At 41.5% G+C, this 14,009-nt stretch carries 12 protein-coding genes; 7 read left to right on the top strand and 5 right to left on the bottom strand.

Features of this window, described 5'->3' with window-relative positions:
* Positions 1–71: 71 nt before the first annotated feature.
* The 3 genes from yidD to rpmH form a co-directional block, all read right to left on the bottom strand.
* A complete protein-coding gene (yidD, locus tag BTV98_RS07095; RefSeq protein WP_075103282.1) occupies positions 72–446 on the bottom strand; it encodes a membrane protein insertion efficiency factor YidD in 375 nt (124 codons plus the stop codon).
* Between the two features lies 1 nt (position 447).
* Positions 448–819, bottom strand: a complete 372-nt coding sequence (gene rnpA / locus BTV98_RS07100; protein WP_075103283.1) for a ribonuclease P protein component — start codon at positions 817–819, stop codon at positions 448–450.
* Positions 820–1,004: 185 nt separating this feature from the next.
* Complete coding sequence (gene rpmH / locus BTV98_RS07105) at positions 1,005–1,139, bottom strand: 50S ribosomal protein L34 (protein WP_007394757.1); 135 nt, start codon at positions 1,137–1,139, stop codon at positions 1,005–1,007.
* Between the two features lie 597 nt (positions 1,140–1,736).
* On the opposite strand from rpmH, the gene dnaA reads away from it, so the two are divergent.
* The 5 genes from dnaA to BTV98_RS07130 all read left to right on the top strand — a co-directional run bounded on the left by dnaA (position 1,737) and on the right by BTV98_RS07130 (position 9,951).
* The gene (gene dnaA, locus BTV98_RS07110; RefSeq protein ID WP_058368924.1) at positions 1,737–3,182 is read left to right on the top strand and encodes a chromosomal replication initiator protein DnaA; all 1,446 of its coding nucleotides are present in this window, start codon (positions 1,737–1,739) and stop codon (positions 3,180–3,182) included.
* 322 nt (positions 3,183–3,504) lie between these two features.
* Positions 3,505–4,680: a DNA polymerase III subunit beta gene (gene dnaN / locus BTV98_RS07115; protein WP_058367792.1), complete on the top strand. Its 1,176-nt coding sequence runs from the start codon at positions 3,505–3,507 to the stop codon at positions 4,678–4,680.
* 197 nt (positions 4,681–4,877) lie between these two features.
* Complete coding sequence (locus BTV98_RS07120; protein ID WP_075103284.1) at positions 4,878–6,089, top strand: DNA replication/repair protein RecF; 1,212 nt, start codon at positions 4,878–4,880, stop codon at positions 6,087–6,089.
* Between the two features lie 550 nt (positions 6,090–6,639).
* Complete coding sequence (gyrB, locus tag BTV98_RS07125) at positions 6,640–9,195, top strand: DNA topoisomerase (ATP-hydrolyzing) subunit B (protein ID WP_082637935.1); 2,556 nt, start codon at positions 6,640–6,642, stop codon at positions 9,193–9,195.
* Between the two features lie 147 nt (positions 9,196–9,342).
* Positions 9,343–9,951, top strand: coding sequence for a manganese efflux pump MntP family protein (locus BTV98_RS07130; protein ID WP_075103285.1), 609 nt, complete (start codon positions 9,343–9,345; stop codon positions 9,949–9,951).
* Between the two features lie 99 nt (positions 9,952–10,050).
* On the opposite strand, the gene rlmF is transcribed toward BTV98_RS07130, so the two are convergent.
* Together rlmF and BTV98_RS07140 are read right to left on the bottom strand one after the other, a co-directional pair.
* On the bottom strand, positions 10,051–11,073 hold the full coding sequence (rlmF, locus tag BTV98_RS07135; protein ID WP_075103286.1) for a 23S rRNA (adenine(1618)-N(6))-methyltransferase RlmF: 1,023 nt from the start codon (positions 11,071–11,073) through the stop codon (positions 10,051–10,053).
* A 64-nt stretch (positions 11,074–11,137) separates the two neighbouring features.
* Positions 11,138–11,818, bottom strand: a complete 681-nt coding sequence (locus BTV98_RS07140; RefSeq protein WP_075103287.1) for a LysE family translocator — start codon at positions 11,816–11,818, stop codon at positions 11,138–11,140.
* Positions 11,819–11,982: 164 nt separating this feature from the next.
* Here BTV98_RS07140 and BTV98_RS07145 point away from each other — a divergent pair, with 164 nt between their 5' ends.
* Positions 11,983–12,801, top strand: a complete 819-nt coding sequence (locus BTV98_RS07145) for a crotonase/enoyl-CoA hydratase family protein (RefSeq protein WP_075103288.1) — start codon at positions 11,983–11,985, stop codon at positions 12,799–12,801.
* Between the two features lie 102 nt (positions 12,802–12,903).
* Positions 12,904–13,851: an AEC family transporter gene (locus tag BTV98_RS07150; RefSeq protein ID WP_075103289.1), complete on the top strand. Its 948-nt coding sequence runs from the start codon at positions 12,904–12,906 to the stop codon at positions 13,849–13,851.
* The last annotated feature ends 158 nt before the right edge of the window (positions 13,852–14,009 follow it).

Here is a 14,009-nt window from a genome sequence, read left to right on the forward strand (position 1 = left end):
GATACCAAGAGTGTGGATAACTTGTGGGTAACTAAATAGATATCCACAGTTATCTAGTTTAGCCATAAAAATTACATCAACTTCATCATATGGTTTAAACGAGAAACGTAACTCTTACTATCTTTATAAACATAAATACCTTGAAGTCTAATAGTAGCTAAGGTAATAGGGGACACATATTGATAGTGATAAGAAGCTAAAGGTAGCGGCACAAAATCAATACCATGTCCGCCTAATGGATGACACTTACTCATTCGCTTTATCAACAACCAGCTTCCAATCCTAACACCGTACCAAGACAGAGCATGTCTACCGTAGTTTGAACAAGTTGGATAGTAACGACAACGAGCTGGAATAATTGGACTTATTATTTTTTGATAAAATATAATAAAACAATAAATAATATTGTAAAAAATTTTTTCTAATTTATTTATTAACAACTTCATTCTATTTTTTTTCTATTTTTTTAAATATATTATTTATTTCTTTTTTTAATTCTTTATTATCTAAGCCTTTGATAGGTTTTTTGACAATAAATACAATATCCTTATTCTCTATTTTTGAAGATTTTAATCGAAACTCTTCACGTATATGTCTTTTTATAAAATTTCGGGCAACAGCAGTAGGTACTTTACGTTTAGTGATAGCCATACCTATACGTGGTTGCTTATGCATATTAGGACGTACAAAGGCCATTAAGTGGGCTTGGTGAAGCTTACGCTCAGGTGCATCAAATACCTCACGAAAGGCTGCAGGTGTCAGTAGGCGCTGCTCTTTAGTGAAGCAAGCGTTAGGTGTCGTTGAAACAGTATTGGACATAGTACAACCCAGTATAAGAGCTAATAACGGTAGCAGAAATAACAACAAAGTTTAGAGACAAAAAAAGCGCCGTAGTGGGCGCTTTTGATATATGGCTAGTGTCAGTTGTGATGATTGACTATCGCATTCTATAATTAATAGAAACACAACAAGCACTATTGACCATGCTTATCGTAATTTACTGATTATACAGTAAGACGATGACGTCCTTTAGCGCGGCGACGAGCTAAGACCTGACGGCCTTTTTTAGTTGCCATACGAGCACGGAAACCGTGAGTACGTTTACGCTTGATCACGCTTGGTTGGAATGTACGTTTCATAACTCACCTATCAAAATAATGGGACTAAATTCGTAATAGCGGAGGATTATACCATTCTCAATTATTTTGGTCAATGAACTAATTTAGCTTCTCAAAGTTATTTGTAATCATATCTGTAGTAGCTGCTTTTCCAGTTAATTTTATATGTTAGTCCTGTTAAATCTAGTTTTGGTTGTCTAGAAAAGATTGATTATTTCTTAAGTTATCCACAGTTTTCGGCGAACTCTATAATAATTAACTATTAATATATATATTAGTATTGTTGTTATTGGGATCCCAATTTTCTGTGGTTAACTAGTATTTGTTGTTTTTTATCAAAGTAGTAGCTTATGGGTAAACCTGTGGATAACCTGTGGGTGAAATATGGATAACTCCAGTTATAAACTTATCCACAATACTATCCACAATCTTATCCACAAAAAACATGATGTTATCCACAGGTTATTTATGTTAGATTATGCCCCAGTTCAATGAGTGATTTTTTAGCTATTTTATATCATCACTTTTTAGGTGATAACTATAGGTTGTTTTCATTATCAACAAGTCAATACGTTGAAGAATACTTGTTATATTTAGAATATAGGGCTTTTACTTTTCATGATAGATACAGCAGCTATTTGGGATAAGTGTCTGAACGACTTACGTTATCATGTTAAAGATAACGTCTTTACTATGTGGTTAAGACCATTATCAGCACATCAAGAAGCACAAACTCTTATTATTCTTGCGCCGAATGATTATTTTGTCACATACATCAAAAAAAACCATTTGCATGATATTCAGCAGCTAGTGGCCAAACATAGCCAAGGTAGTATCGAAGAAGTTATTGTACGTGTGGATAATGCTGGTCGTGAGTCAGCTGAGAGTAATCAGGCGCAGGCAGACTCCTTGTTGGTAGCAGACAGTCCCTCCCCTACCCTGTCAAGTTATGACTCTGAAACCACACATCATCGCATTGCTAAAGCAGATATTGACGCTAATATGCGCCATACTGAATTGGTTCACTCTGCTGACGCCAAGTCTTTAAGTTACCTTAACCCAGATTTTACCTTCGAGACCTTCGTGACTGGTAAATCTAATAATCTAGCCTATAAAGCATGTTATGAGCTTAGCAAACGTCAATCAAAGAATCGTCATAATCCCTTGTTTATTTACGGTCCTTCAGGATTGGGAAAAACCCATTTAATGCATTCTGTTGCTCATCGCTATTTAAAAAATAATCGAAGTTTTTATTATTTCACTTCTGAAAAATTTATTAATCAATTAGTTTATTCATTAAGAAATAATAAAATAGAAGATTTTAAAAAGAAAATAAAAAAGGTTGATTTATTAATTGTAGATGATATTCATGTATTGGCTGGAAAAACAAAAAGTAGTAATGAATTTTTAACGTTATTTGCTGACTTTACTAGTGGTGATAAGCAGTTGATTTTGGCTTCTGATCGTCATCCATCACAAATGACGGAGTTTGATGAACGCTTTAGATCACGATTTTCTTGGGGGCTGACTGTGGCTGTTGATCCCCCCGAAATTGATACTCGTATGCAAATCTTGCAGAAGAAGGCAGCATCTTATGGAATGGCTCTTCCTAAAGAGTGCGCGCTGTTTATCGCTCAAAATGTGGTCTCTAATGTGAGGCGTTTGGAAGGCGCTTTAAATCAGGTATTTGCCAATGCCAATTTAACTGGGGCACCTATTACTCTTGAGATGGTGCAATATGCACTAAAAGATATCGTGGCAATGCGAGTACAATCCGTCAATATGGACAACATCCGTAAAGTGGTCGCAGAATATTATGACGTTACAGTGAAAGATATCATGGGACGTAAACGTACGCGTAGTATTGCAAGACCACGTCAAATAGCTATGGCGCTAGCACGTGAGCTCACGGGTGATAGCTTTCCTGAGATTGGACAGTCATTTGGCGGACGCGACCATACAACGGTCATGCATGCTTGTGATAAAGTCAATCAATTGCGAGCGGCTGATCCTGCTTTTGATAAGGATTATAAAACGCTTGCACTCATGTTACAGGCGGCATAAACCAGCCTAGAGATACTATATTTTAGTGGAGTGATATGGTTTATAATATTGAGCGCATAAGCGCACAGATAGTTGATGGATTATAGCCAGTAGACAAGGTATTATTAAACCATCGTTTGAATTTTATAAAAATAGAGTCATTTAAATATAGTGAGTTCAGTATAAAACCGATACCGTGAGACTGGGATAAATTTTACTTTACGCAGCCTTTGTCTGCGCAGGCACAGCACGCCAGAAAAATTTATACCAGTTCCGCGTTGGCATATAACGTGTCTGTTTTATGTAGAATCGACTATAGTAACTTAAATAAGAGTAACTAAGCATGCAATTATCGATTAATCGAGAGTCGTTACTAAAAGCTATTAATTTAATCGCCAAGGCTGCTGACAAGCGTCATAACATGGTGATCTTAGGTAATATAAAGCTGCAGTTGTCTGAGTCTGAGCTTGTTTTGACCGCGTCTGATTTAGAAGTAGAGCTGACATCGACATTGAGATTGCCTACAGGTGCTTGTATTGAAGCGGGGACAACGACATTACCGGCAACCAAATTAAAAGAGATTTGCAAGTCTTTGCCCACTCAAGCACAGGTAAACCTTACTACCCAGGTAAACGAGCGCTGCTTACTAACTAGTGGCAAGAGCCGTTTTACTTTGGGTACTTTGCCTAGTGAAGATTATCCAAGCTTAGGCAACCCAGAAAACATCACGCCATTGACGATCAGTCGCAGTCGTCTGACTGATTTGATCCATAAGACTCAGTTTGCAATGGCAATCCAAGACGTACGCTATTATTTAACTGGCATGTTATTTGATGTCTCACAGCAGCAGCTGACGACGGTTGCGACCGATGGGCATAGATTGGCTTTAGCACGTAGTGTGATCGATGTCAGTAGCGATTTGAATATGCAAGCCATTTTACCACGTAAAGCTGTCATTGAGCTTGAGCGTTTGGCTTCTGAGCTTGGTAAAATGCTGGGCGATAAAGACAATCCGGTGACCTTAAGTTTTGGTCGTGAATTTTTGCAAGTCAGTTTGCCTTTTGGTGAGGTGGATAGTACAGGGCAGGTCAGTCAAGATCTAATGGTGACTTTTACCGCGCGTTTGATTGATGGTAAGTTTCCCGACTATCGCCGCGTTATGCCAAGTAACACTGACAAATTGGCCTTGTTTAATCAAGAAAAAATGACGGAAGTACTGCGCCGTGTTGCAATCTTAAGTAATGAAAAATCTCGCGGAGTGGTGTTCAACTTTGCTAGTGACGGTATGGTAGAAGTCCGCGCCAACAACGCTGAGCAAGATGAAGCTGTTGAGATGATACAAGCTAAGTATCAAGGTGAGCCTATGGAGTTGTCATTTAACGCCGCTTATCTACAAGATGTGCTAGGTGTTATTCAAGGTGATTTGCAAATGCATATGAGCCAATCAAACGCTTCTGTACTGGTCAATCAGCTAAATGATGACTTCCATCAGTATGTGATTATGCCAATGCGTATATAGTGTTCGCGGTTTATCAACATTAAAAATAACGTGCATATGGTTTTTGATGGTGTTATTGAGGTTGTTTTTTGACAATTTGGATCAAAAGCAGCCTTTGTAAGTTCTAAACCTTTAACTTGAGTTAACTCTTAAAATCTTTATTTTCACAAACTTTTATCTGTTTGTGTAAACATTTTTAATAGGCGGCTGTCGCTATTATGATTGAACGTCTACAAGTCTCATATTTGCGTAACTTATCTCAAGTTGACCTGTCTTCTGCCGCTTGTAATGTCATCATCGGTGTCAATGGTAGCGGCAAAACTTCACTACTTGAAGCAATATTTTTATTATCAAGAGGTAAAAGCTTTCGTCATCATCAGCCCAAACGTTATATTCAGCATCATAAAGACAGTACTACTGTACATGCTAGGCTAACTGATAACAGTACATTAGCTATTCAAAAGCAAGCCGATGCGACGACATTATTACGCCTTAATCAAACCACTGTCTATAATCAAAGTATCCTCACTGAGCAACTACCGACACTCCTGATCGATCCCTCGAGTATGGATATGTTAGAGCAGGGTAGTGCCAGTCGACGGCAATTACTAGACTGGTTAGTGTTTCACATGAAACAGGGTTTTCATCCGCAGTGGGTTGCTTATCAAAGACTTTTAAAACAGCGCAATAGTTTATTAAAAAAGACGAATCATTTATCACATGTTCAGCTTGCAGAGCTAAGATCTTGGGATAAAGGACTTGGTAACCACGCTGCGCTTATTCACCATTATCGTGAGCAAGTATTTACCGAATGGCAGCCTTACTTTGCTAAAAGTATTGCACAACTACTACCTGCCTATGCTGAGCAGTTAAGCCTAAGTTATAATGCTGGTTATGATACAAGTATGGGACTTGACGTGCAGCTTAATGAGCGTCTAGAACAGGATCTACAGTTAGGATACACTCGTATCGGCAACCATCGTGCTGATATTCATGTACATTGGCGCTCTAGTGATTCTACAGAATCCAAAAGTACTGATAAAAAGGTAGATGTCGCTTTAAGAGATGAGTTAAACCACAAGTTGCCGATTTTGAAAGAACAGGCAGCCAATGTCTTATCTCGCGGTGAAAAGAAGCTTTTGATTACTGCATTGCGTTTGTCTCAATTGCCTTTGCTACTTAATAATGAGATGGTCACAAAATTACCTAATAGCGACATCCAAACGAGAATGACTCCTGTCGTACTTTTAGATGATATTACGGCAGAATTGGACAGTAGAGCGATAAAAATATTACTAACAACTTTAGCGCGCCTACCTTGTCAAGTATTTATGACCAGTCTAACTGATGATGTTGTACCCCTAGTTGAAGAATTATGGTCAAACCCTAAAACGTTTCATGTGAAACATGGTCAGATCTATTTGACTTAGCAAATTTCATTATTAGATCACTATTTTTACTTCTTTACTACCTCCTTATTATTTTTCTATCCTTTCATATTTGCAGCTAACTGCTGTCTGGTCTTTATATAACATTTACTACTCTAAAACGACTGTTTCCAAGGCATAAAACAGCCAGTAAACAGTGACTTACAGCTAAAAAAATGTTAAAATAAGGCTTTATTTTTGCCCTATTCTCAGCAAATTATCTTATGACTTTATATCATGGTTAGTTATTACCTGTGAGTCTTTAAGTAATTGATAAGTTTACTGTTTTATCAATTGTTTATCGTCTTGATGCAAAGTAGAAATTATAGGCAGACATACTGTATTGGCTCGAAATCAATATTATATTTTATGCAGCTTTGGTTAATGAGACAAGCCCAAGGTTTTAACGGTAAAACGTTCATTTTAAGATAATACTGTAAAGTCTCACCAAAGTGGTGAGTTGATGATATATGGCTGATTTTGGCTAGATTAAGGAATGCACATGAGTGATTCATTACCTACCGATTACGAGCAACTGGCGTCAGATAATATGATGTCAGATACTATCGTTGAGACTATTGCGCCAGCGACTATTTCTGAAGGACTTCCATCTGAATACAGCTCCAAAGACATTCGTGTATTGCGCGGCCTAGAAGCAGTGCGCGTGCGTCCCGGTATGTATATCGGTGATACTGATGATGGCACAGGTTTGCATCATATGGTCTTTGAGGTAGTGGACAACTCTATCGATGAGGCGCTAGCTGGTCACTGTGATCAGATCGATATTATCATTCATGAAGATGAGTCGGTCAGTGTCATGGACAATGGCCGCGGTGTCCCTGTTGATATTCATCCAGAAGAAGGGGTTTCTGCCGCACAGGTCATCATGACCGTACTGCATGCTGGTGGTAAGTTCGACGACAACAGTTATAAAGTCTCAGGCGGCCTACATGGCGTTGGTGTCTCAGTTGTAAATGCGTTATCGAAAAAGCTTGAGATGAATATCTGGCGTGAAGGCTATCATTATCATCAAACTTATACCGACGGTGTGCCAGATGCTGATATTCAGCAAATGGAAGCGACCGATAAGACGGGTACACAAATCCGTTTTTATCCTAGCGATGAGGTGTTTACTGGTACCATTTTTGAGTACGATATTTTAGCCAAACGCTTACGTGAGCTGTCCTTCTTAAACTCAGGCGTGCGTATTGTCTTAACTGATGAGCGTATTGATAAGCGCCATGAGTTTGAGCATAAAGGCGGGTTATCTGAGTTTGTAAGCTATATCAATGCAGGCAAAGATGGCATCAATGAAGTGTTCCATTTTACTAGCGAACAAGATGATGGTATCGCAGTAGAAGTCGCACTACAGTGGACGGACACTTATAATGAAAAAGTACTTTGTTTCACGAATAACATCCCGCAGCGTGATGGTGGTACGCACTTGTCAGGGTTTCGCTCAGCGCTTACCCGTGGTCTAAACAGCTATATGGATCGTGAAAACCTGTTTAAAAAAGAGAAAGTCGCGGTCAGTGGGGATGATGCTCGAGAAGGTCTAAGTGCTATTGTCTCAGTGAAAGTTCCTGATCCAAAGTTTTCTAGTCAGACCAAAGATAAGCTGGTATCAAGCGAAGTCAAATCTGCTGTTGAGTCAGCGATGCATGATAAGTTTAATGATTATTTGCTTGAAAATCCGAGCGCTGCTAAAGGTATTGCCAATAAGATTATTGATGCGGCAAGGGCTCGTGATGCGGCACGTAAAGCACGTGAGATGACGCGTCGCAAGACTACTTTGGATATCGCAGGCTTGCCAGGCAAATTGGCAGATTGCCAAGAAAAAGATCCGTCTTTATCAGAGTTATACATCGTGGAGGGTGACTCTGCTGGCGGATCAGCGAAGCAAGGGCGTAGCCGTAAGACGCAGGCGATTTTGCCACTAAAAGGTAAGATTCTAAACGTCGAGCGCGCGCGTTTTGATAAGATGCTATCGTCTGCAGAAGTGGGTAATTTGATTACCGCGCTTGGCTGCGGTATTGGCCCTGATGAATATAATCCTGATAAAGTACGTTATCATAAAATTATCATCATGACCGATGCCGACGTTGATGGTTCGCACATTCGTACCTTGTTACTGACGTTCTTTTTCCGTCAAACGCCGGAGCTGATCGAACGTGGTTATATTTATATCGCGCAACCACCACTGTATAAAGTAAAAAAAGGTCGCCAAGAGCTCTATCTAAAAGACGATGAAGCACTCAAAGCCTATTTATTGTCATCTACGATTGATAATACTAAGCTGCACATCAGTGCCGATGCTCCCGCTATTACTGGTCAAGCGCTTGAGACGCTACTGAACGACTACAACCAAACGCAGTTGATCAAGGCACGTTTGCAGATACGTTTTCCAGCAGTGATTTTGGATGCGTTGACGCATACGCCAAAGCTGAGCACGGATATGACGTATGATAAAACTGCCATGCAAGGATGGAAAGAGGCCATGCAAGCTCAGCTTAATCACTTCGGTAGTGACTTAAGCCCTGAAATTGAGCTGGTAAATATTCACGAGCAGCAGCCAGAGGATATGGACGCTGCAGAAGATATGTTGAATATTGAGCCAGCCGTAGAAAACGTAGAAGCCATATCTAATAAAGCGCAGTGGTTACCACGTATTACCGTTTATGTGCATCAATTAGCACATCATTACTTGCTTGATGCAAGTTTTATTAATTCAGGTGAGTATAGCAAGCTGCTCCGCTTATCAAGCGAATGGAACACGCTGCTTGAAGACGATGCCTTTATCCGCCGTGAAGCAAGCTCGGGTACGACTAAAGATATTCCAGTGCGCGACTTTGACTATCTCTGGCAACAGATGATGCTAGATGCTCGTCGTGGTTTGGCAATTCAGCGTTATAAAGGCCTAGGGGAGATGAACGCCGACCAGCTGTGGGATACGACAATGGATCCTGAAAACCGCCGGATGCTACGTGTTACCATCGAAGATGCTATCGCCGCAGATCATATGTTTACTTGTCTCATGGGCGATCATGTCGAACCGCGTCGTATCTTTATCGAAGAAAATGCATTAACGGTTTCTAACCTTGATATCTAAGGTTTAGCTTTTACGTTAAGTATAAAATACCGCCTTGTCTTCCAAGACGGTATTTTTTTAATAATATATTTGTTTCACGTGAAACTTCATTTAACACCTTTTAATACCTTTGCTATATTTTGAACTAATGCATAACTGGATAATAAAATGATTGAAGTGGTACTACTGGCTATCGCTTTGGCGATGGATGCGTTTGCGGTCTCTATAGGACTGGGCGCTAAATCGCAAAAACAAAGCCGTCAATATATAGGGCGACTGGCTGTCTACGCTGCCTTATATTTTGGGATTGCACAAGGGATGATGCCGGTTATTGGTTATTTGCTGGGTGCAGCTTTATTAGGCTGGCTTGCCGCTGCTGCTCCTTGGATCGGTGGTTTTACTCTTATTGGGCTGGGCGGCAAGATGCTCTATGAGGTGTTTTTGGGTAGTAAGGAGGCTATCGCAGATCAACAGCTTGATATAAGTAATAATGCCACTTTAGTAAGAGATAACGCAGAAAAATATATCAATCACCGCACCATGTTTACCCTCGCGATTGCCACCAGTATCGATGCTATGGCGGCTGGTTTTACTTTAAACCTACTCGCACTTAATGCGTGGCTTGCTTGTGTGATCATCGCGATTGTCACGGCTGTCTTTAGCGCAGTGGGCATCTATTTGGGCAAAAAATCAGGTACGTATCTTGAAGATAAAGCAGAAGCACTCGGCGGCATCGTATTGGTTTTGATTGGGCTCAAAATCATGTTTTTTAGCTAAATAGAGACGTTATTTTATGTTCAAATAAAAAGCCGCTATAAATCTTTATAGAGGCTTTTCTGTTCCACGTGAAACTCTGACAAGACGTTTCGGCAATGATTACGCTTCGTCAGTATCAAAACGCCATGCTAAGACACGGGTGTTTTTTTGACCCTGACTCATCTCAATAATGCGCATTTGCGCGACATTTAATTGTTTTAACAGCATCTGCAGTGGCTTTACGTTTTCAGACTTTGAGACTAAACTGGTAAACCAACCAACATGCTCAGCATAGTTTTGGCTCTCTTTTATCATATTACTCAAAAAAGCAATCTCACCACCTTCAGACCACAATTCTTTATGTTGACCGCCAAAGTTAAGGTTTTGCGCGGCATTACCTGACTTTGTAGAGTGACGACTGATTTGCGCGCTTTCGTTTTTGCCGCGGTGTCTTTGCAGATTGTGCTGTTTGCGGCTATTTGCTTGCAAGGCTTCATCTAAGGAGGCATGAAAGGGCGGATTACAAACCACCACATCAAAGTAGTCTTGACGTCCAATGATGTTTTTAAAAATATACTTAGGCTCAGGTTGTAGTTTGACCTTAATTGCGCCTTTTAGCTTTGGATTGGCCTCGCAAATTAATGCAGCGGTATTTACCGAAATAGAGTCAATGTCGCTTGCAGTAAAGCGCCAGCCATAACTTTGACTGCCAATGATAGGGTAGATGGCGCTGGCACCGGTGCCGATATCGAGTGCATGAATTTCTTTGCCTGTTGGCGGTGTATTATCTGCATTGATATGACTGGTTTGCGCTAACAGGTCAGCAATATAGTGGATATAATCGGCGCGCCCAGGGATAGGGGGGCACAAATAACCTTCTGGAATGTCCCAAAACTTGACACCATAATAATGGGCCAATAGCGCTTGATTGAGCACCCGTACCGCCTGATGATCCGAAAAATTAATCGTCGGCTCACCCTTAGGATTGGTGATCGTATGCTTAGCAAGCTCAGGTAAAGCGCGGGTCAATAGCGTAAAGTCGTAGCGACCTTGGTGCGGGTTGCGCGGGTGGAGCTTACCAAGTTTTTTGGCAGTCGCAGGTGCGCGGTTTCGGTGTTTATTAGTGTTTGGTCTACTGGTCATAGTATGGGCTTTGAAGTTTGAATATAACTGCTCAGTTTAGCAGATTTTGCGAGTAGCGAATGTCTTATCGGCTACGTAAAATGAGGTTTAACCCTAATATTATCATCGCGCTACCTAAGATACGGTTTATCCAGTGCTCAATACGTCCAAAACGACGTAGAATAGCAGGAATAGAGAGCAGCATCACCACAGCGCTAAACCACGCCATCTGCAGCACCATCATCCATACACCGTAGATAGAAAGTTGCCAAAGCGGAATATCGGGTGATAATACTAAAGTAAATATAGCGACGAAATACACCGGCGCTTTGGGGTTAAACACATTACAAAAAAAGCCACGACGGAGCGTAGCAAGGGTTGAGTCGTCTTTGAAGACGTCTTGCGTTGAATGCTGGATAGATTTTTGCTGGATGTTCTTTTGATGAGAAGCGTCTATGGCTAAGTCAGAGGCAGGCTTTGGTTTGGCCCCAATACCTTGCCAACCAAGATAAATCAGATAACCACCGCCCAACCATTTAATGGCGGTCAATAACGGCTGCGAATGGGCGATCACTGCTGCTAGTCCCAATACGGAATAAACAATATGCACCGCAAGACCGATTGTAATGCCTAAACTGCAAAGCAGTCCAGTACGCCGTCCTTTGGTTAAGGTTTCACGTGAAACTAAGACAAAGTCAGGTCCTGGTGAGGCGGCTGCCAGCAGATGTACGCTAGTGATAAGCAAAAATCCATGCCAAAATTCCATAAAATGCTCTGATTAACGTCCTAGTTTGGATAATGGTTGCATTAATCGTAAATCAGGTCAACCACTATCAATACGGAGGACGCTACGCGTTGTCACTTGTGTAAGAGTGCAGAGATGTCTATATTAAAAGCACACGTGCCGGATTAATAAAAAAGGATAAGACTATGACGACGGAACATAATCACCGTACAAACAATCACCACACAAGCAATCGCATTACTTACAAAATCGACGACACTATCTGTCTTATCGGACTCAATCGTGCGGATAAGCGCAATGCCTTTGACAGTCATATGATCAAACAGCTCTCCCAAGCGCTCACTCATTACGAAAATGACGATAATCTACGCTGTGCGTTGATATTCGCGTATGGTGAGCACTTTACCGCAGGCCTTGATTTGATGGAGCTACAAGATAAATGGGACAAAGGCGCGTTTGAGTTTAATGACGATGAGATCGACCCGTGGGGCATCGGTGGTAAACTGCGCAGCAAGCCCGTCGTCGTCGCAGTACAAGGTACTTGCTTTACCGCTGGCATTGAGCTAATGCTAAACAGTGATGTGGTTATCGCAAGTGATAACTGCAACTTTGCACAAATGGAAGTGCAGCGCGGTATCATGCCGTTTGGCGGGGCAACCGTAAGATTTGTCGCAGCGGCAGGCTGGCAGAAGGCTATGCCGTATCTACTGACGGGTAAAAACTTTGACGCGCAAACTGCCGATAGACTAAATTTAGTTAGCGAAGTGGTGACAAATGGTGAAGAATACCAGCGGGCGTTCACTATCGCCCAAGAGATATGCAAAGCCGCACCACTTGGTGTACAAGGTCTGTTGTCCTCAGCGCAAGATGCCAGTCGAAGTGGCGCCGCTGCGGCATTAGCCAATATTCATAGTTATCTGCCGGATTTGTTCCATTCAGAAGATGCTCGCGAGGGTGCAATGGCGATGGTCGAGAGAAGGGATGCTGAGTTTAAAGGGCGCTAAAGAAAAAGGTTAGAGTTTAAGTTTATTTTCATCTTAAAAATAATCGACTATATCAATATCAATGCTTACCTGTATCAATGCCTATAAGGGGCAATCATTACTATGTTAGACATCATTAACATTACTGCCCCTATTTTTATTCTCATTGCTCTTGGCTACTTGAGTGTCCGCCTCAAGGTCGTTGATCCCAAGCATGCTAAGGGCATGGGTAGTCTGGTAATGAATGTTGCGCTACCTGCACTGATGTTTAATGCTATCGCAGACATGCCTTTTCAACAAGTTATACGGCCGTATTATCTATTTACCTACGCTTTGGGCTCGGTCATGGCTTTTGTGATCGGTATCGTGCTGACCAAAATGATCTGGCGACAAGATAATGTCTCTGCGGCGCTCAACTCTACGGCGCTATCGTTCTCTAACAGCGCCTTTATCGGCTATGCAGTCGTCGCCATGGTGGTCGGATCTGACAAAGCTGCCAGCTACTTGTCTATGGGCGTCCTCATCGAAAACCTGATAATCCTGCCGATGCTGTTTATCATGGCTGATATCAATCCCACTTCCAATAAGTCTTTAGCCAGTGTGCTGCTCGGTATTGGCAAAAACTTTACTCGTAATCCGCTGATCATTGCTTTAGTGGTCAGCGTGATCTTTTCTATCTTTAGTCTGCCTATACCGCAAGTGGTCGCTCAAACTGCGCAAATACTTACTGGCGCGGCGGCTCCTGTTGCGCTGTTTGTGATCGGTATGAGCCTGTATGGGCTGGAGCTTAAAGGCGATTTACCAAAAATCACTACGGTCGGCTTGGGTAAGCTGATACTACACCCGCTTATGATACTACTCGCCATAACCCTAATCCCGGGCGGGACGCTAGAAGGTAAGTATGTGGCGATGCTGTTTGCTGCCGCGCCGACATTTTCGACCATCGCTATCATCGGGCAGTATTATGGCTTAGTCAATCGTATGTCGGCTATCGTCATCGTCTCTACCATCGGCTCGTTCTTTAGTATGAGTGCGGTGCTGATTCATTGGCAGATGACAGTTGGGTTTTAGACTCTAGGGCATAATAGCGATAACTGAGAGAAGAGAACTGAATCTAAGGTATTGAAGCTTTATACTTACAGCAGTAACTAAGTATTATTTAAAGAGTTTAAAGCTATAAGATATACAACTAATTCTAAATAAACCTGACTACTAATTGAGCTTTTTTA

Origin of the sequence: Psychrobacter sp. Cmf 22.2 (assembly GCF_001921745.1) — a bacterium.
Taxonomy (GTDB): domain Bacteria; phylum Pseudomonadota; class Gammaproteobacteria; order Pseudomonadales; family Moraxellaceae; genus Psychrobacter.

What these genes read in the sequence shown, in the direction of transcription:
- BTV98_RS07150 (WP_075103289.1), top strand. Translation starts at nt 12,904, where the DNA reads ATGTTAGACATCATTAACATTACTGCCCCTATTTTTATTCTCATTGCT.
- BTV98_RS07140 (WP_075103287.1), bottom strand. Translation starts at nt 11,818, where the DNA reads ATGGAATTTTGGCATGGATTTTTGCTTATCACTAGCGTACATCTGCTG.
- gyrB (WP_082637935.1), top strand. Translation starts at nt 6,640, where the DNA reads ATGTCAGATACTATCGTTGAGACTATTGCGCCAGCGACTATTTCTGAA.
- rnpA (WP_075103283.1), bottom strand. Translation starts at nt 819, where the DNA reads ATGTCCAATACTGTTTCAACGACACCTAACGCTTGCTTCACTAAAGAG.
- BTV98_RS07145 (WP_075103288.1), top strand. Translation starts at nt 11,983, where the DNA reads ATGACGACGGAACATAATCACCGTACAAACAATCACCACACAAGCAAT.
- BTV98_RS07120 (WP_075103284.1), top strand. Translation starts at nt 4,878, where the DNA reads ATGATTGAACGTCTACAAGTCTCATATTTGCGTAACTTATCTCAAGTT.
- dnaN (WP_058367792.1), top strand. Translation starts at nt 3,505, where the DNA reads ATGCAATTATCGATTAATCGAGAGTCGTTACTAAAAGCTATTAATTTA.
- yidD (WP_075103282.1), bottom strand. Translation starts at nt 446, where the DNA reads ATGAAGTTGTTAATAAATAAATTAGAAAAAATTTTTTACAATATTATT.
- rlmF (WP_075103286.1), bottom strand. Translation starts at nt 11,073, where the DNA reads ATGACCAGTAGACCAAACACTAATAAACACCGAAACCGCGCACCTGCG.
- rpmH (WP_007394757.1), bottom strand. Translation starts at nt 1,139, where the DNA reads ATGAAACGTACATTCCAACCAAGCGTGATCAAGCGTAAACGTACTCAC.
- BTV98_RS07130 (WP_075103285.1), top strand. Translation starts at nt 9,343, where the DNA reads ATGATTGAAGTGGTACTACTGGCTATCGCTTTGGCGATGGATGCGTTT.
- dnaA (WP_058368924.1), top strand. Translation starts at nt 1,737, where the DNA reads ATGATAGATACAGCAGCTATTTGGGATAAGTGTCTGAACGACTTACGT.